Source organism: Phaeobacter inhibens DSM 16374, assembly GCF_000473105.1.
In the GTDB taxonomy this organism is placed as follows: domain Bacteria; phylum Pseudomonadota; class Alphaproteobacteria; order Rhodobacterales; family Rhodobacteraceae; genus Phaeobacter; species Phaeobacter inhibens.
On record NZ_KI421498.1, the window covers coordinates 1554722 to 1573952 of the forward strand.

Genomic DNA, 19231 nt, shown 5'->3' on the forward strand with positions numbered 1-19231 from the left:
CAGAATTTAGAAAGTGGCCTCGCCATGGCCCAATTCGCGGATGCCGTCAACAACCTTGGCCAGCGCCATGCTCAGCGACCCCTTGGCCAGAACCACATCCCCCGCCGCGATCTGACCCGCCAGATCGGCGCAAGCGTCGGTGCTGGTGGCGTAGTGCCCGCCACGTTTGTTCGCAGGCAATGCCGCGTGCAGCGCTCCCATCAGCGAACCGATGCAATGAATTTCATCCAAGGCCTGTACTGCATCCAGATTGGCCAGATCGCTGTGCAGTCGCTGTTCCTGCGCCCCCAGTTCCTTCATGTCACCCAGATAGGCAATGCGCCGCCCGGTGCAGGGCGTCGCCGCCAGCACCGCCAGCGCCGCCGCGACCGAGGTCGGATTGGCGTTGTAACTGTCATCCAGCAGCAAAATTTCGCCCCGATCCGCACCGAGGCTAATGGTTTCACGCGCCCCGCGTCCGGTGACCGGCGACCAGAGCGACAAGCTAAGAACCGCGCGCGCCAAATCCAGCCCCAGCGCATCCAGACAGGCCAATGCACCAAGGGCGTTCATCGCAAAATGCGCGCCAAGAGATTGGACACGCAGAGTAAGCGTCTGTTCCCGCGCCTGCACCTCGGCCTGTGTTTCTTCACCGCGCAGATCCATGGAGGTCAGGAGATAGTCGGACCGGCTGTCGCCAGTAGCACTGCCAAACCAGCGTGCCTCAATCCCCAGCGCCTGCGCAGCTGCGCGCAGCATATGCGCCTCGGCAATATCTGCATTCAGCACGGCAACACCGCCCAGCTCCAGCCCCTCCATGATGGCGGCCTTCTCGGTGGCGATGCCTTCGATCCCGTCAAAGGCCTCAAGATGCACCGGCGCCACGGTTGTCACCATCGCCACATGCGGACGCGCCTGTTTCGCAAGCGGGCTGATCTCACCGGGATGATTCATGCCGATCTCAATCACCGCAAATTCGGTGTCACGCGGCATCCGCGCCAGTGTCAGTGGCACGCCCCAATGGTTGTTATAGCTGGCAACAGCGGCATGGGTGCGGCCCTGATCCGACAGCATCCGCGCCAGCATTTCCTTGGTCGAGGTCTTCCCCACAGAGCCGGTGACCGCAATTACCCGCGCGTCTGTGCGCGCGCGACCTGCCCGGCCCAGAGCCTCAAGTGCGGTCTGCACGTCATCCACCAGCAAGAGCGGCGCATCTTCACTGACGCCCTCGGGCCGTCGCGAAACCAGCGCGGCACCAGCGCCTTTCTCCAGGGCTTGCGCCACGAAGTCATGGCCATCACGCGCCGCCTTCAGCGCCACAAACAGATCGCCCGCGGCGATGCTGCGGGTGTCGATGGAAATACCGTCCACGCGCCAGTCGCCAACGGCCTGACCGCCGGTTGCTGCGGCGGCCTCCTCAGCTGTCCAAAGACTCATACCAGCCTCCCGTCCAGCACCGCGACCGCCATGCTGGCCTGTTCCACATCATCAAAGGGCAAAACATCACTGCCGACGATCTGACCCGTCTCATGCCCCTTGCCGCAGATCAGCAGCGCGTCACCCGCCCCCAGCGCATCCACACCACGCAGGATCGCCTCGGCCCGGTCGCCGACTTCCATCGCGTCCGGCGCGCCGCCCTTGACGGCGGCACGGATCACCGCCGGATCCTCGCTGCGCGGATTGTCATCAGTGACGATCACTAGATCGGCGTTATTCTGCGCCGCCTGCCCCATCAGCGGACGTTTGGCGGCATCGCGATCACCACCGGCGCCGACAATGGCCACCAACCGGCCCAGCACATGCGGGCGCAACGCCTTGATCGCGGTGGCCACGGCATCGGGGGTATGGGCGTAATCCACAAACACCGTCGCGCCATTTTCGCGCGTGGCCGCCAGCTGCATCCGCCCGCGTACGGTCTGCAAATGCGGCAGCGTGTCAAACACCGCCTGCGGGTCCTCGCCGCTGGCAATCACCAGACCGCAGGCCAGAAGGATATTCTCCGCCTGAAACCCGCCAATCAAATTCAGCCGCGCCTGATAAGGTTTGTCGTGCCAGGTGAAGCGCATGTCCTGACCGGACGCATCATAGCGCGCACCGACAAGGCTCAGATCACCGAGACCGCGCCCGACGGAAATCACCTCATGCCCGCGCGCCGCAGCGACGGCGCGCATCTGCTCACCGCGGGGATCATCCATATTGATGACGGCCACGCCATCATCCGGCAGCACCCGACGGAACAGGCCGGCCTTGGCGGTGAAATACGCCTCAAACGTCTCGTGGTAATCGAGGTGGTCCTGGGTGAAATTAGTGAACCCCGCCGCCGCCAGATGCACACCGTCCAGACGCCGCTGCTCCAGCCCGTGCGAAGAGGCCTCCATCGCCGCGTGGGTGACACCCGCAGCCGCCGCCTGCGCCAGCGCATCATGCAGGGTGACAGGTTCTGGTGTGGTGTGATTGAGCGGGTGGCTCCAGCTGCCTTCAACACCTGTGGTGCCGAGGTTCACCGCCTGATGGCCCAGCTCGACCCAGATCTGACGCACAAAGCTGGCCACCGAAGTTTTCCCATTGGTGCCGGTGACCGCCACCATGGTTTCCGGCTGCGCGCCGAACCACAGGGCCGCGGCATAGGCCAGCGCCTGACGCGGGTCTTCGACAACCACCAGAGCCACAGTCGACTCGCGCAGCAGCTCTGCTACGATCTGCGCCCCGGCCGCATCGGTCAGGATCGCCGCCGCCCCGTTGCCAAGTGCTGCGGGGGTGAATTTCGCCCCATGCACCTGACTGCCGGGAAGGGCTGCAAACAGCCCGCCTTCGACCACCTTGCGGCTGTCAACGGCAATGCCCCGGATCATCGGATCGACACCGCCACGCGCGGTCAGCCCCAACTGGCTGAGAGGACGGTTTTCAATGGTGCTCATAGCAACCCCACCTGTTCAGTTTGAGGTGAGGGTTATAGCAGCAAGCCCATCGGGTTCAACTTGTGGCCTGAGCCCCAGTAGCGGCGCCACGCGGCCGATCATTTCACCCGCGACAGGCACGGCTGTCCAGCCTGCGGTGCGGCGCTCCTCACCATGGGCGATGACCGACGGTTCATCCAGCGTCACCACCAGCACATATTTCGGATCATGGGCCGGGAACATGGCGGCGAAGGTGGCGATCACCTTGCTCTCATAGTAACCACCACGGGGTTTGGGCTTGTCAGCGGTGCCGGTTTTGCCGCCCACCTGATAGCCGGGCACCTCGCCAAAACTGGCGGTACCGCTGGTAACAACCTTGCGCAGCATCGCGCGGGCCTGACCGGCGGCCTCCGGTGACATGATCCGGTGGCCCAGCTGTGGCCCTTTCTGGCGCAGGATGGTCGGGGCGACATACTGGCCGCCATTGGCAATCGCCGCATACCCCGCCGCAAGATGCATCGGGCTGGTGGACAGCCCATGCCCGTACGAAATCGTCACCGTGCTCAGCTCACCCCATTTGCGGGGTTTCAGAGGTTTGCCGCCTGCGGCCTCGGCGATCTCAATCGGAGTGGGTTCAAACATGCCCATCGCGCGCAGGAAATCCTGCTGACGCTGCGCGCCAATCTGCAAGGCCAGACGCCCGGTGCCCCGGTTGGAGCTGTTGACGATGATGTCGGCAACACTCAGCTTGCCGTAGTTCTTGTTGTGAAACTCACCAATCGGGAACCGCCCGATCCGCATTGGACCGGAGGTATCGATAATGGTCTCGGAATTCACAATCCCCAGATCAACGGCCTGTGCCGCCGTGAAAATCTTGAAGGTCGAGCCGAGTTCATAGACCCCCTGCACCGCGCGGTTGAACAGCGGGCTGGTAGAGGGATCAAAGCCGGAGGTGGGCGGACGCGGGCGGTCATTGGGATCAAAATCCGGCAGCGACACGACGGAGATCACCTCGCCGGTGTGGACGTCCATCAGGATCGACGTTGCCCCCTTGGCGTTCATCAGCTTCATACCGCCCAGAAGCACCCGTTCGGAAGCAGCCTGTACCGTGAGGTCCAGCGACAATTGAAGGGGACGCCCGCCATTGGCCGGGTCGCGCAGGTAGTCGTCAAACTGCTTTTCAACACCCGCCACGCCGATCACCTCGGCGGCACTGACGCCTTCTTTCCCGAAACCGGCGCCGCCCAGCACATGTGCCGCGACGCTGCCATTGGGATAAAGACGCATCTCGCGGGGGCCGAACAGCAGGCCGGGATCACCGATATCATGCACCGCCTGTTTCTGCTCGGGGCTGATTTTCTTCTTGATCCAAATGAACTTACGCTTGCCGGTGAAATCGCTGACCAGCCGTTCCAGCTCCAGATCGGGGAAGATTTCAACCAAGCGCTGCGCCGCCCCTTCCGGGTCCACCATCTGCGGTGGCTGGGCATAGAGCGAATGGGTTTCAAAGTTGGTCGCCAGAATGCGGCCTTTGCGGTCGACGATATCAGCGCGCTGCATGGCAATGGCGCTGCCCGGCGCGCTGGCGATGGGTTCCACCGGTTCAGAGGTGGCCAGTGTCGCCATCCGCGCGCCAATCGCGGTAAAGGCGCAGAGGAAAAACATGCCCAGAACCAGCAGGCGCCCCTCGGCGCGCTGACGGGATTGGGTCTGCATTTCCGCATGGCGCTGCCGCAGGTTTTCCCGCTCGATGGCGTCCGGGTTTTCGCCGCGCGCACGCGCTGTCAGGATCCGGGCCAAGGGGCGCAGCGGCGTACGGATCATGGCTGCGTCCCCGTTGCGGTCTGCCCATTGGCCCCAAGCGAGGAAACCTCAACCCCGTTGGTGAAATCCAACAGCTCATCCTCCTGCGGAGGATAGGCGACCTCATCCACGCGGCCAAATTGTTCCGGGCGCAGCGGCAGCAGGCTGAGGCGGTCAAAGTTCAGCTCCGCCAGTTCACGCAGGCGATCCGGGCGGTTGAGATAGGCCCATTCGGCGCGCAACACGCTGAGCCGGACCTGCGAGGCACCGATCTGGCGTTGCAGGCTGCGGGTTTCCTTCAGCACCTGCTGAGTGGTGTAGTTCTCGCGGTAAGCCCAGAACGCCAACCCAAAGACAGCCAGGCAGGTGGCGATATACAGCAGCGTCTTCATGAGCGTTTGTCTCTCCCCTGAGCCTGCTTCAGTTGGGGCATTCCGATATCTTTGGCGCTGATTTCAATTGGCGTGGCCTCTGTCCGGCGTCCGACCCGCAGCCGGGCGGAGCGGGAGCGCGGGTTTTCGGCCAGCTCCTCATCATCCGGGCCAACTGCCTTGCGGGTGACCAGCGCGAACTGCGAGGGGGTTTCCTCCACCTCGGGCGCGTAGCGGTTGGCACGGCCGGTCTTGCCTGCGCGATGCTGGAAAAAGCGTTTGACCATCCGATCCTCGATAGAGTGGAAGGTCACAACCGCCAGCAATCCGCCGGGTTTCAGCGCGCGTTCAGCGGCCAGAAGCCCCTCGAACAGCTCTTCATATTCGGCGTTTACTGCGATGCGCAGCCCCTGAAAGCTGCGGGTGGCCGGATGTGACTGGCCGGGTTTGGAGCGCGGCAGGCAATGTTCGATGATGCCTGCAAGCTGCAGTGTCGTGGTAATCGGCGCCTCGGTGCGGGCCTTGACGATGGCGCGGGCAATACGACGGCTGGCGCGCTCCTCGCCAAAGAGGAACAGGATATCGGCCAGCGCCACCTCGTCCAGTTCCGCGACGAGATCGGCGGCGGAGGGGCCATCCTGCGACATCCGCATATCCAGCGGCCCGTCACGCATGAAGGAAAAACCACGTTCGGCCAGATCCAGCTGCATGGAGGAAACACCAAGATCGAGGACGACGCCGTCGAGATCCTGCGCATATTCATCCATGCGGGAGAACACACCCTGTTGCAGGGTCAGGCGGCCAGCATAGTCGCCGATCCAGCTTTCGGCCATTTCAAAGGCCAGCGGATCGCGGTCGACGCCAATCACGTGATCAGCGCCCGCCTCCAGCAGGCCCCGGCTATAGCCCCCGGCCCCGAATGTGCCATCAAGCCAGCGCCCGGAGACCGGCGCCACTGCTTTCAGCAGCGGACGCAGAAGAACCGGTACGTGAGGACCGGTTGAGGTTGGGCGGTCCGTTGTCATGGATCAAGCGCCTCCGGCGCCGTCGAGGAGTTCCATCGGGTCGAAGTCCTCGGGCAGATCATCCATCCACTCCTCGGATTTCGCCAGTTCTTCCTCATCATAGGTTTCAGGCTTCCAGATCTGGAATGTGTCGCCGGCAGCGATAAAGAACGCTTCGGCCTCCAGATCGATCTTGTTGCGCAGCTTGGCGGGCAGCACCAGGCGCCCGGTTTCATCCACATTGGTCGGGAAGGACTGACCGTGGAACATACGCTGCAGCATTTTGCGCGGCATTGAGCCCCGCGGCAAGGCATCAATTTTGGCGTCGACTTCCTCGATCGCCTCCATCGTATAACATTCCAGAAAATTGCGACGCTGATCACCGTAGACGATCACCAGTTCGGGATTGCTGCCGGATTGCCAGTTGGGATCGCCCGCTTCCAGAACACGGCGAAAGGAGGCCGGAATCGAGACCCGCCCCTTTGTATCCACCTTGTGGTGGCTTTCACCTCTGAACCTACGGCCCAATCTATCGTCCCTTTTTTCAGCGTCCCTCGTGCCGAAGCTATCCCCAGAAGCAAAAGGGGCGGGCTGATCTGCTGCCACTGATCAACCCGCCTCCCTAATCCCGACATGCGGGGTGTCCGACTGCGCGCGCCACCTGGGGGGATGTCTGCTCGCTCGCGCGCCGGATCTCTCTATTTTCGATGAAAGCGAAGGCCTGTATGAAACCTGCTTCTTAGTAGTCTTGGTTGGGGTCGTTTGGCGCCCCTGCTCTTCGTCTCATTCGATGAACTAGGGATACTATGGGAAAACGTGGGCCACAACTGTTTTCTGTAGACCCTCTCGACGCATATCGATAATGCCGCGCCGATTCTACGGGCAAGAATCGATGATATTCCCAGTGGTAGATTAAGATATCGCAAAACCCACTACATATAGGTGCAATCTCGCGCTCCAAAAAAGTGCCATGATTTCCCAGAAATCTCAGACATCGATCCAGGGAATCGGCATGTTCATTATTCGTTCGCGAGCCGTGGACCATGCAGATCGCTCAAAACAGCCTGATTTGGCCAATACCGTCGGATAATCGCACCGTAATGGCACAGTGATTCGGGAGGGTGGCGGTACAGCGCGGTCACGCTGGCCCATAAAATCCCACAGACCCCATGAAATCCCATGGCTCCCATAATTTCCCAGACGGCCCATGGTTTCCCAAAGCCTGTCAGGTGCTCGGGCCGGTGGAAGGCACCGCAAGCGGACCTACAGCTGAGACCGGCCTTCAGCAGGCCGGTCGCTGGGCGGTCAGGTACAGTGTCAGGCCATACCGCCGCGGATCAGCCCTTCGGCCATTTGGGCGTAGGCCTGCGCCATGGCGCTGTCGCCCGCTGCAATGGGTGTACCACTGTCGCCGGCCAGTCGGGTATCCAGATCAATCGGCAGCGCGCCAAGAAGTGGAACGCCAAGACGCTCGGCCTCGGCGGCAACCCCGCCATGGCCAAAGATGTGGTGCTCTCCGCCACAATCCGGACAGGTGAAGAACGACATATTCTCAATCAGACCCAGCACCGGTGTCTTTAGCGTATTGAACATGTCGAGCGCCTTGCGTGCATCCAACAGCGCCACATCCTGCGGCGTGGAGACAACGATGGCACCGGACAGCTCCGCCTTGGTGCAGAGGGTCAGCTGCACATCGCCGGTGCCGGGCGGCAGATCGACGATCAGCACGTCCAGTTCGCCCCAGTTCACCTGACCCAGCATCTGCTGCAACGCGCCCATCAGCATCGGCCCGCGCCAGACCACGGCCTTGGCCTCATCCACCATGAAGCCGATGGACATCAAGGTGACGCCATGGGCGTGCAGCGGTTCAATGATTTTGCCATCCGGGCTGGCGGGGCGGCCACTAGCCCCCATCATGCGTGGCTGGCTGGGTCCATATATGTCAGCGTCCAGCAGGCCCACCTTGCGGCCCTGACGCGTCAGGGCCACGGCGAGATTGGCGCTGACGGTGGATTTGCCGACCCCACCCTTGCCCGAGCCAATTGCCAGGATGCGTTTGACGCCGCTGGGCTTCATCGGGCCTTGTTGTGGTTTTGGGTGACCGCCCAGTTTCAGGGTCGGCGCAGGTTTGGCGACCGCATCGGCATGTGCGGTCAACGCGGCGGAGACACTCTCTACACCCGGCAAGGCCAGAACAGTTGCCTCAGCCGCGCGGCGCAGCGGCTCCATCTGGGCCGCGATATGCGGATTGGGGGCCTCGATCACGAAACTGACGCGCCCGCCATCAACCATCACCGCGCGCAGCATGTCACGCGAAACCAGCGTGCCGCCATCGGGCAGCTGCAGCCGCGCAAGGGCGTCGCGAATCTCTTCCTGGGTGGGGGTCATGGCCGGTCTCCTCATGGTTTCCAGCCATATAAGACCTACCGCGACCAAGCCCAAGGCCACATTGCGCTGTCAGGCAGAGCCGATTCCGAAAGATGCCATGGCGCGCCGGTTCATTCCTCGCCCGGTTTTTCAGCGCCCACCCCCTCCATGATGCATAACTCAGCAGGATCAACCCCGTTTCCCTTAGGAAACCCATGCATTTGCTGCATAGCAGAAATGCCCCTTTCAGGGATTGTGCGCATGCAGCATTATCATATTTATGGGGTCAAGCGAGGCCGGGAACGGCCAGACACACACATAGACGTTAAGGACAACACCGATGGCCGCTGTTGATAATATGACAACCCGTAAAGGCGCTTTGGCCTTCAGCCCGCGCGCAGTGTTTGACGAACTGAAAGGCAAGATTGCACGCTACCGCCTGTACCGCCAGACCATGAATGAGCTGTCGACGCTCTCTGGTCGCGAGCTGGCGGATCTGGGGCTGAGCCGCTCCATGCTGCGTAGCGTTGCCTATGAGGCCGCCTACGGTACGAAATAAAGAGTTCAGGCTCTCTTCTCCTCCTCCCTTGAGGGCCTGCAATCGCGGTGACATCCTCCTCCTCCCTGATGTCACCGCACCCTATACCGGCGTCATAGCCGGACCCTGATACACCTTGCCTTCTCCTCCCTTTTGGCCGGGTGTTGTACAGAACGGCGGTGCCCTCCTCCTCCCTGGCACCGCCGTTTTTTGTGCCTGATGGCCTGCACCGCAGCCCCTCCCATTGATGACAGGACGCAAAAAAGGCGCCGACATACTGTCGACGCCTGATCTGCTGTGCTTGCTATGACCGCCCATTCATGACCGCGACACATAGGTATGATCTTTGGCTGTACGGCGGTATGATCTTTGGCTGTACGGCCCCCCCGCACGTCCGGGTTAAAAGGGCACGTCCTCCGCTGCGGTGACAAAGCGGGCCACGACTTTCTTCGTGCCAGCCTTCTCGAACTCAACCTCCAGCTTGTCGCCTTCGATACCGGTGATCGCGCCATAGCCAAATTTCTGGTGGAACACGCGCTCCCCGACCATGAAGGCGGATGTGGCAGTGAGGTCGATGACGCTGGATTTGCTTTCCCTGGGCTGTGACAGACCACGCTCACCGGCGCGGGACTGCATGCGTTTCCAGCCGGGCGAGTTGTAGCCGTCGGCAGCTGCCATGCGATCCTCAATCGTGGAGCGCACCGCCCCACTGCCACCGCCGGGGGCCGCAGCCCCGTAGCCGCCACCATAAAGACCGGGCGGGGTCAGCACCTCGACATTCTCTTCCGGCAGCTCATCAATAAACCGCGACGGCAGCTGTGACTGCCACTGCCCGAAGACGCGGCGATTGCCGGCAAAGGAGATGGTGCAGATTTCTTCCGCCCGTGTGATGCCGACATAGGCCAGACGGCGTTCCTCTTCGAGGCCCTTCAGGCCGCTTTCGTCCATGGATCGCTGCGAGGGGAACAGGCCATCCTCCCACCCCGGCAGGAAGACGGCAGGAAATTCCAGCCCCTTGGCGGCGTGCAGCGTCATGATCGACACCTTTTGGGCGGCGTCCTGTTTGTCATTGTCCATGATCAGGCTGACATGTTCGAGGAAGCCTTGCAGGTTTTCAAACGCCTCCAGTGCCTTGACCAATTCCTTGAGGTTTTCCAGACGGCCCGGCGAATCCGGGTTTTTGTCGGTCTGCCACATGGTGGTATAACCGCTTTCATCCAGAATGATCTCGGCCAGTTCCATATGGGTGGTGTCTGCATCTCCGGCGAGCCGTCCCCACCGCGCCAGATCGGTGACCAGCTGGTGCAGGGCTTTGCCGCCCTTGCCCTTGATCTGGCCGCTCTCCACCGCAAGCCGCGCGCCTTCAACCAATGAGACGCCATTGCTGCGCGCCATGGTCTGGATGGTCTGCTGCGCCTTATCGCCAAGACCACGTTTGGGCGTGTTCACGATCCGCTCAAACGCGAGATCATCGTCGGGGCTGATCACCTGGCGGAAATAAGCCATCGCGTCGCGAATTTCGAGCCGCTCATAGAAGCGCGGGCCGCCGATGACCCGGTACGGCAGACCAATGGTCAGAAACCGGTCCTCAAAGGCGCGCATCTGATGCGAGGCCCGCACGAGGATCGCCATATTGTTGAGATCCACCGGCGCCAGACCACGGGTGCCGCGCTGCATCGCCTCAATCTCTTCGCCGATCCAGCGGGCCTCCTCCTCGCCGTCCCAATGACCGATCAGGCGCACCTTCTCACCACCGCGCGCCTCGGTCCAGAGCTCCTTGCCCAGACGGCCGGAATTGCCACGGATCACGCCAGAGGCGGCACTGAGAATATGCTCGGTAGAGCGATAGTTTTGTTCCAGCCGGACCACATTGGCGCCGGGAAAATCCTTTTCAAACCGCAGGATATTGCCCACCTCTGCGCCGCGCCAGCCATAGATCGACTGGTCATCGTCACCGACGCAGCAGATGTTCTTATGCGCGCCCGCGAGGAGCCGCAGCCAGAGATACTGGGCCACGTTGGTATCCTGATATTCGTCCACCATGATGAACCGGAACCAGCGTTGGTATTGCTCCAGCACATCCGGGTTGTCCTGAAAGATGGTGACCATATGCAGCAGGAGATCACCGAAATCGACCGCGTTCAGATCCTTCAGCCGGGCCTGATACTGCGCGTAGAAATCCACACCGCGGTGATTGTAGCCGCTGGCATCGGAGACCGGCACCTTGGAGGGCGTCAGCGCGCGGTTTTTCCAATCGTCAATGACGCCCGCCAGCATGCGCGCGGGCCAGCGTTTGTCATCGATGCCTTCCGCCTTGATCAGCTGTTTCAGCAGGCGGATCTGATCATCGGTATCCAGAATGGTGAAGTTTGATTTTAATCCGACCAGTTCGGCATGGCGGCGCAGCAATTTCACGCAGATCGAGTGGAAGGTGCCAAGCCAGGGCATCCCCTCGACCGCCTGCCCCAACATGCCCGCGACACGCTCTTTCATCTCGCGCGCGGCCTTGTTGGTGAAGGTCACGGCGAGGATCTCGTTCGGTTTGGCCGTGCCGGTGGTCAGCAGATGCACAATCCGCGCGGTCAGCGCCTTGGTCTTGCCGGTGCCGGCCCCGGCCAGCATCAGCACGGGACCCTCCAGACATTCAACAGCTGCGCGCTGCGCCGGGTTCAACCCGTCGAGATACGGCATCGGCCGCGCTGCCATGGCACGCGCGGACAGCGAGATCCCCTCATAGGGGTCGATATCGTCAAAACTGCTCATGGGCCTGACATTAGCGCGATTCAATCCCGGCGAAAAGAGGGCGTTCACAGTCTGTTCCGCTGATAGATACAGCAGCGTTCCAGTGTGAACCTAGCAAATTTTCAGCAGTTTAAATGCAGAAATCTCAAGAACTGCATTATCGCTTAACAGAATAGAAAACTCGGCAAGACACCATAATAAAATAGACTCTCCAAGGGTCAGACCAGGCTCGAGTCAAAGACGGCATAGAACAAATTTAATCAAGCAAGTGGTTACCGGCAGTATGAAATCTGATCTCAAAACCAGTCTCGCCGAAAAAATTCGCAGCATGTCCCTGCTCTTTGTGCTGATTGCAGCGGCGGCAGGCTCGGTCTGGGCGGTGTTTGCAGTGCCTGGCCCCATCGTGGATCGCATGCTTGAAGCAGACGTGCGCAAGCAGGCAGAGTTATGGCAGCGCCGTATTGTCCTGCATATGGCGGATCCGGGTGTGTCGTTTGAGAACGGCACCGTTCAACCGCATGACGCGCATATGCTATCACTTTTCACCGAAGAGACGGATGTCTACAGATTTCGCCTTTTGACCAACTCTGGTGAAATATTCTGGTCCTCGCGGAGCGACGAAATTGGTGATTACGAGGCCAATACATTTTTCACCACCCAGGTCGCCAAGGGTAAGGTGTACTATATGCATGAGGTACTGCCCGCCTATGATGTCGACGGGCTCACCCTGCCAACCGGAGGCTTTGACGACACCATAACCCGAGAGGTTGCGCGGGTTTACATGCCCCTCATCCACAACGGTCATTTCGACGGAGCGATTGATTTTTACACGGATATCACAGATCTGCGGAACACCTTTATCAACCGGGTGCAACTGTCCCTTCTGGTCCTGACCTCGATTGCGCTGCTGGCCATGACGATTGCGGTCTACGTCGTGTTCAAAACAAACCGGTTCCGTATGAATCAGCTGCGTCAGCGCAATGAAACTGAACGTGAAATTCTGGATGAACAACTCCGGCTTGCCCGCGAAGTCCAGCTTCTGGGGGAGCTGAACGAATGGCTGCAGTCCAGCCGTTCGCTGGATGAACTGTTCGACATGGTTGCGCGCTTTATGACCCATATTCTGCCAACGGCCGAGGGCAGCGTTTATGTCTACTCAAACTCTCGCGATGTGCTGGACGGTTGCGCCAGCTGGAATGGCGGCAGTCACAAGGACCATATCCACCCGGAAGAGTGCTGGGGGCTGCGCCGGGGGCGCACCTATGAATTCGGCTCCTCCGAGATTGATTTTGTCTGTGAACATGCCGAACCCCATGATGGTCGCGCCTATTACTGTTTCCCGATTCTCGCCCATGGGGAAACCGTTGGCCTGATGCATCTGCGCGCCCTGAGTGACGCCACAGAAGAATTCATCAGCAGCAAGAAGCTGGCCCAGATGTGCGCAGAACAGATTTCCATGGCAATCGCCAATGTGCGGATGCGCGACCAGTTGCATGACCAGTCCGTGCGCGACCCGCTGACCGGTCTGTTCAATCGCCGCCATATGACTGAAACGCTGCGCAAGAGCATTGGCAACAGTCAGAACTCCGGGACCCCACTCAGCATCATTGCGGTTGATGTGGATCACTTCAAGAAATTCAATGACAACCATGGTCATGACGCTGGTGACATGGTTCTGCGCGCCGTTGGCTCGGTGCTGGAGCAGGCCTGCGACGGGGACGAGGTTGCCTGCCGTCCCGGGGGCGAGGAGTTCACCCTGATCCTGCCCGGCGCCAGCCAGGAAGATGTGATGACCAAGGCCGAGCTGCTGCGTCAGGCCGTGGAGGCCATTGTCGTGCGCTATGGGGAAAAAGCGCTGCCGGGGATCTCGATCTCACTTGGGGTGGCGCATTACCCGCGTCACGGCACCATGCCACAGGATCTGCTGCGCGCGTCTGATGAGGCATTGTACGAAGCGAAAGCAAAAGGCCGCAATCAGGTCTGTGTCGCCTCCTCAGCCGAACAGGCCCCACGCGATCCGGGGGCGCAGAAGCACCGATCCACGCACCCAAAGCCCGACGGCCCGATCGCCGCCGAATGAGGCCGCGGCGCGGGGCTCAGGATGCGGGCCATCGCGTCGCCCATGCCCGCCAGCCAGCCAGCCAGTTTCCACCACGCAAGCCCTTCCGCGCGGATCCCGCTATCTGGCCCCTGCCACCAAGGTCCCGCAATCAGGGGCCCGCGCCCCAGGCGCTACCGTCCAGCGTCCGCCGCGCCTGTGCCACCGCCCTGCTCCCGAGGCACAAACGCTCTATGGAGTTACACTCCAGCAGCGGGCAGAGATTAACGGTGGCCTGAAGCCCCCCGGGGCAAAGGGGCCGCCTGTAACACTCTGACAGCTTCCTTGCGCAGGCCAACCTCGACGCCCGCGAGTACACACTCCGGCACGCCCCCACCGTCCCGGCCAGCCCAGCCCAGCCCGACACTTGCTGCGCGCGAACGGTTTCACAAATACGAATGCCGGGAGGAAGGTGACAGCGGACCCGAATGGATGCGCGGTCGCATGGCATAGCACAGCCGCATGGAACGGAACCGCGCGGAACAGGCCCGGCACGAATAGTTACAAAATTGTTTCAAACCTGCACTCGGCACTAGACTTTTGCTGCAAGGCAGCAACAAATGCGCAACATGGATTTGCACCAGCGTTATCCCGCTCTCAGTGACCTTCGCCAGCGCGCCCGGCGGCGCCTGCCGCGTTTCGTTTGGGAGTATCTGGACAGCGGCACCGGAACCGAGGCGACCAAGGCCCGCAACCGTGCTGCGCTGGATCAACTGGGGTTTACCCCATCCATCCTGCATGGCCCGCAGACGCCGGATCTGAGCCGTCGCTTTCTGGGCATTGACCGCCCGCTGCCCTTTGGTGTCGCGCCGGTTGGCATGTCCGGGCTGATCTGGCCGGATGCGGAACGGCTGCTCGCGCGCTGCGCTGCGGCACAGGGCCTGCCTTATTGCCTGTCCACCGTGGCCAGCCAGTCGCCCGAGGATCTGGCAGGTGATCTGGGGGCTGCGCCGTGGTTCCAGCTCTACCCGCCGAAGGATCCAGACATGCGCCGCGATCTGCTGGCGCGCGCCAAAGCCGCCGGCTTTGCCGGGCTGGTGTTGACCGTGGATGTGCCTGTAGCCTCGCGCCGCGAGCGGCAAACGCGATCAGGTCTGACCCAGCCGCCGCGGCTGACACCCCGGCTGCTGGCACAGGTCGCCATGCGACCTGCCTGGGCGATGGGCATGGCGCGGCGTGGCCTGCCCCATATGCGGACGCTGGACAAATATGTTACCGGCCAGAGCGGCAGCCTATCGTCAACGGCACACGTCGGCTATCTGCTGCGCACCTCGCCAGATTGGGACTATGTGAAGTGGTTGCGGGACCATTGGGATGGCCCGCTGATCATCAAGGGGGTGATGCGCGCCGAAGATTCAGCGCCGCTGGAGGCAATCGGTGCCGATGCGCTCTGGGTCTCTAACCATGCTGGGCGCCAGTTTGACGCTGCACCCTCCACGATCGAGGCTTTGCCGGGAATTCGCGCCGCCACCCGGTTGCCGCTGATTTTCGACAGCGGGATCGAGAGTGGGCTTGATATTCTGCGCGCACTGGCGCTGGGTGCGGACTATGTGATGCTGGGCCGCGCGTTCCATTTTGCGCTTGCCGCACTTGGATCGCGGGGGCCGGATCATTTGGTGGATATCCTGCGCAAGGATCTGGACGCCAATATGGGGCAACTGGGCCTTGAGACGCTATCCGCCCTGCCCCGGCCGCTGGGACTTGCGTCGTTTGCCAACCCGTTCACGACAGATAGGTCCGATACGGACATAAATGCACCGCCATAAATGCGAATTTTGCCGGTTTCTGGCCTCAGGTCAGCGCTATCACGCTGGCCATACCCAGAACTACGTCTATACCGGACCCTAATTTGCGCTTATCACTTCGCCAAACTGCACGACCCCGAGGACGCCATGACCGACTTCAAGAAAATCCTGATCGCCAACCGCGGCGAGATCGCCATCCGCGTCATGCGGGCAGCCAATGAGATGGGCAAGAAGACGGTGGCCGTCTATGCCGAAGAGGACAAGCTGGGCCTGCACCGGTTCAAGGCGGATGAAGCCTACCGGATCGGCGAAGGCATGGGGCCGGTTGCGGCCTATCTGTCGATTGACGAAATCATCCGCGTCGCCAAGGAATGCGGCGCCGATGCGATCCACCCCGGCTATGGCCTGCTGTCGGAGAACCCGGATTTTGTGGATGCCTGCGCGCGCAACGGCATCACCTTCATCGGGCCAAAGGCGGAAACCATGCGCGCCCTTGGCGACAAGGCAAGCGCCCGCCGCGTCGCGATCGAGGCCGATGTGCCAGTGATCCCGGCCACCGAAGTTTTGGGCAACGATATGGACGCGATCCGCAAGGAAGCGGCCGAGGTCGGCTATCCCTTGATGCTGAAGGCGTCCTGGGGTGGTGGTGGTCGTGGCATGCGCCCGATCCACAGCGAAGATGAGCTGGAAGAGAAAGTGCTGGAAGGCCGCCGCGAAGCCGAAGCCGCCTTTGGCAATGGCGAGGGCTATCTGGAGAAGATGATCACCCGCGCCCGCCACGTTGAGGTGCAGATCCTCGGCGACAAGCATGGTGAAATCTACCACCTTTATGAGCGGGACTGCTCGGTCCAGCGCCGCAATCAGAAGGTGGTTGAGCGTGCGCCCGCCCCCTATCTGACCGAGGAACAACGCACCGAGATCTGCGATCTGGGCCGCAAGATCTGCCAGCATGTGAACTATGAATGCGCGGGCACCGTCGAATTCCTGATGGATATGAACGACGGCAAATTCTATTTCATCGAGGTGAACCCCCGCGTTCAGGTGGAACATACCGTCACCGAGGAAGTCACCGGCATCGATATCGTGCAGGCGCAGATCCTGATTGCCGAAGGTAAGACCATTGCCGAGGCCACTGGCAAGGCGTCGCAGGACGAGATCCAGCTCAATGGTCATGCGCTACAGACCCGGGTGACCACTGAGGACCCGCTCAACAACTTCATCCCTGACTACGGCCGCATCACCGCCTATCGCTCGGCCACAGGTATGGGCATTCGTCTGGACGGCGGCACAGCCTATGCCGGCGGCGTGATCACACGCTATTACGATTCATTGCTGACCAAGGTCACCGCCAAGGCGCCAACACCGGAAAAAGCCATTGCCCGCATGGACCGCGCCTTGCGTGAATTCCGGGTGCGCGGTGTCAGCACCAATATCGCCTTTGTCGAGAACCTGCTGAAGCACCCGACCTTTCTGTCGAATGAATACACCACCAAATTCATCGACGAGACGCCGGAGCTGTTCCAGTTTGCCAAGCGTCGCGACCGCGGCACCAAGGTGCTGACCTATATCGCCGATATTTCGGTCAACGGGCATCCCGAAACCGAAGGCCGCGCTGCGCCCCATGCCGATCTGAAAGAGCCGCGCGCGCCAAAGGCCGATGCCGCGACGCAACCCTACGGCACCCGCAACCTGTTGGAGCAAAAGGGCGCGCAGGCGGTGGCCGACTGGATGAAGGCACAGCGCCAACTGCTGCTGACTGATACCACCATGCGCGATGGTCACCAGTCGCTGCTGGCCACCCGGATGCGCAGCCATGATATGATCAAGGTGGCGCCGGCCTATGCCCAGAACCTCAGCCAGCTGTTCTCGGTTGAGTGCTGGGGTGGTGCGACATTTGATGTGGCCTATCGCTTCTTGCAGGAATGCCCCTGGCAACGTCTGCGCGACCTGCGCGAGCGGATGCCGAACCTGATGACCCAGATGCTGCTGCGCGCCTCAAACGGGGTTGGCTACACCAACTATCCCGACAATGTGGTGCAGAGCTTTGTGAAGCAGGCCGCCACCGGCGTTGATGTGTTCCGCGTCTTTGACTCGCTGAACTGGGTTGAAAACATGCGTGTTGCGATGGATGCAGTCGTCGAGAGCGGCAAGATCTGCGAAGGCACCATTTGCTACACCGGCGATATCCTCGATCCCAACCGGGCCAAATACGACCTCAAATATTATGTCGGCATGGCCAAGGAGCTGGAAGCCGCAGGCGCGCATATCCTGGGCCTGAAAGACATGGCGGGCCTGTTGAAGCCTGCCGCTGCCCGCCAGCTGGTCAAGGCGCTGAAAGAAGAAGTCGGCCTGCCGGTCCATTTCCACACCCATGATACCTCTGGTGTGGCCGGCGCCACCATTCTGGCAGCAGCGGACGCGGGTGTAGATGCTGTGGATGCAGCTATGGATGCCTTCAGTGGCGGCACCTCGCAGCCCTGCCTTGGCTCCATCGTCGAAGCGCTGCGCAACACCGACCGCGACACCGGCATCGACATCGCCGCGGTGCGCGAAATCTCCGGTTATTGGGAGCAGGTGCGGGCCCATTATGTGGCCTTCGAAAGCGGTCTCGCCGCGCCTGCGTCCGAGGTTTATCTGCATGAGATGCCCGGCGGCCAGTTTACCAACCTCAAGGCACAGGCCCGGTCGCTGGGTCTGGAAGAGAAATGGTCCGACGTGGCGCAGACCTATGCCGACGTGAACCAGATGTTCGGCGACATCGTGAAGGTCACGCCGTCGTCCAAGGTGGTTGGCGATATGGCACTGATGATGGTGTCCCAAGGGCTGACCCGTGACGATGTCGAGGATCCGAAGAGTGATGTGGCCTTCCCCGACTCGGTGGTCGACATGATGCGTGGCAATCTGGGCCAGCCTCCGGGCGGCTTCCCCGAGGGGATCGTGTCCAAGGTGCTGAAAGGCGATGCCCCCAATCTGGAACGCCCCGGTGCCCATCTCGCCCCCGTGGATCTGGAAGCGACCCGCGCCGAACTCTCCAAGGAGCTGGAAGGCAAAGAGGTCGATGACGAGGATCTGAACGGCTACCTGATGTATCCCAAGGTCTTCCTCGACTACATGGGCCGCCATCGCCAATATGGCCCGGTCCGCAGCCTGCCCACCCGCACCTTCTTCTACGGGATGGAACCGGGCGAGGAGATCACCGCCGAAATCGACCCCGGCAAGACGCTGGAAATCCGCCTGCAGGCCATCGGCGACACCGATGACAAGGGGGAGGTCAAAGTTTTCTTTGAACTGAACGGCCAGCCACGGGTGATCCGGGTGCCGAACCGTTTGGTCAAGGCCACCACCCAGGCCAACCCCAAGGCCGAGCAGGGCAACCCCAACCACATCGGCGCGCCGATGCCGGGTGTTGTGGCCTCCGTTGCGGTGCAGGTCGGTCAGCCAGTGCATGAGGGCGATATGCTGCTGACCATCGAGGCGATGAAGATGGAGACCGGCATCCACGCCGAACGCGATGCCGTGGTGAAAGCCGTGCATGTCCAACCCGGTGGTCAGATCGACGCCAAGGATCTGCTGATCGAACTGGAGTGATCGCAGCCAGCGCCTGTCACGGATGGCAGGCACTGCGAATATCATATGAAGGCGTCCCCGCCGATCGGGGGCGCCTTTTTCTGTCAGGTGGCGCGTTCT

At 61.5% G+C, this 19231-nt stretch carries 12 protein-coding genes; 4 read left to right on the forward strand and 8 right to left on the reverse strand.

The annotated features are described in order from the left end of the window. Positions 1-6: 6 nt before the first annotated feature. The 7 genes from INHI_RS0111135 to INHI_RS0111165 all read right to left on the reverse strand — a co-directional run bounded on the left by INHI_RS0111135 (position 7) and on the right by INHI_RS0111165 (position 8442). Complete coding sequence (locus INHI_RS0111135) at positions 7-1416, reverse strand: UDP-N-acetylmuramoyl-tripeptide--D-alanyl-D-alanine ligase (protein ID WP_027247688.1); 1410 nt, start codon at positions 1414-1416, stop codon at positions 7-9. Then, the gene (locus INHI_RS0111140) at positions 1413-2897 is read right to left on the reverse strand and encodes a UDP-N-acetylmuramoyl-L-alanyl-D-glutamate--2,6-diaminopimelate ligase (RefSeq protein ID WP_027247689.1); all 1485 of its coding nucleotides are present in this window, start codon (positions 2895-2897) and stop codon (positions 1413-1415) included. The genes INHI_RS0111135 and INHI_RS0111140 overlap by 4 nt, the downstream gene beginning before the upstream one ends. Positions 2898-2912: 15 nt before the next feature. Further along, entirely contained in the window at positions 2913-4700 is a 1788-nt protein-coding gene (locus tag INHI_RS0111145; RefSeq protein ID WP_014874070.1) for a peptidoglycan D,D-transpeptidase FtsI family protein, read from the reverse strand. Further along, the gene (gene ftsL / locus INHI_RS0111150; protein WP_014874069.1) at positions 4697-5071 is read right to left on the reverse strand and encodes a cell division protein FtsL; all 375 of its coding nucleotides are present in this window, start codon (positions 5069-5071) and stop codon (positions 4697-4699) included. The genes INHI_RS0111145 and ftsL overlap by 4 nt, the downstream gene beginning before the upstream one ends. Further along, a complete protein-coding gene (gene rsmH, locus INHI_RS0111155) occupies positions 5068-6075 on the reverse strand; it encodes a 16S rRNA (cytosine(1402)-N(4))-methyltransferase RsmH (protein ID WP_027247690.1) in 1008 nt (335 codons plus the stop codon). The genes ftsL and rsmH overlap by 4 nt, the downstream gene beginning before the upstream one ends. A 3-nt stretch (positions 6076-6078) precedes the next feature. Further along, a complete protein-coding gene (gene mraZ, locus INHI_RS0111160) occupies positions 6079-6582 on the reverse strand; it encodes a division/cell wall cluster transcriptional repressor MraZ (protein ID WP_081698695.1) in 504 nt (167 codons plus the stop codon). Between the two features lie 789 nt (positions 6583-7371). Then, a complete protein-coding gene (locus INHI_RS0111165; protein WP_027247692.1) occupies positions 7372-8442 on the reverse strand; it encodes an Mrp/NBP35 family ATP-binding protein in 1071 nt (356 codons plus the stop codon). 319 nt (positions 8443-8761) lie between these two features. Here INHI_RS0111165 and INHI_RS0111175 point away from each other — a divergent pair, with 319 nt between their 5' ends. Next, complete coding sequence (locus INHI_RS0111175) at positions 8762-8980, forward strand: DUF1127 domain-containing protein (protein ID WP_014874065.1); 219 nt, start codon at positions 8762-8764, stop codon at positions 8978-8980. Positions 8981-9358: 378 nt separating this feature from the next. On the opposite strand, the gene INHI_RS0111180 is transcribed toward INHI_RS0111175, so the two are convergent. Beyond that, positions 9359-11722 (reverse strand): ATP-dependent helicase, encoded by a 2364-nt coding sequence (locus INHI_RS0111180; RefSeq protein WP_027247693.1) that lies wholly within the window; start codon positions 11720-11722, stop codon positions 9359-9361. A gap of 262 nt (positions 11723-11984) precedes the next feature. On the opposite strand from INHI_RS0111180, the gene INHI_RS0111185 reads away from it, so the two are divergent. The 3 genes from INHI_RS0111185 (at position 11985) to INHI_RS0111195 (ending at position 19132) form a co-directional block, all read left to right on the forward strand. Next, a complete protein-coding gene (locus INHI_RS0111185) occupies positions 11985-13781 on the forward strand; it encodes a sensor domain-containing diguanylate cyclase (RefSeq protein WP_014879512.1) in 1797 nt (598 codons plus the stop codon). Positions 13782-14359: 578 nt separating this feature from the next. Beyond that, positions 14360-15565: an alpha-hydroxy acid oxidase gene (locus INHI_RS0111190; RefSeq protein WP_027247694.1), complete on the forward strand. Its 1206-nt coding sequence runs from the start codon at positions 14360-14362 to the stop codon at positions 15563-15565. Positions 15566-15691: 126 nt separating this feature from the next. After that, positions 15692-19132, forward strand: a complete 3441-nt coding sequence (locus INHI_RS0111195; RefSeq protein WP_027247695.1) for a pyruvate carboxylase — start codon at positions 15692-15694, stop codon at positions 19130-19132. Positions 19133-19231: the final 99 nt, after the last annotated feature.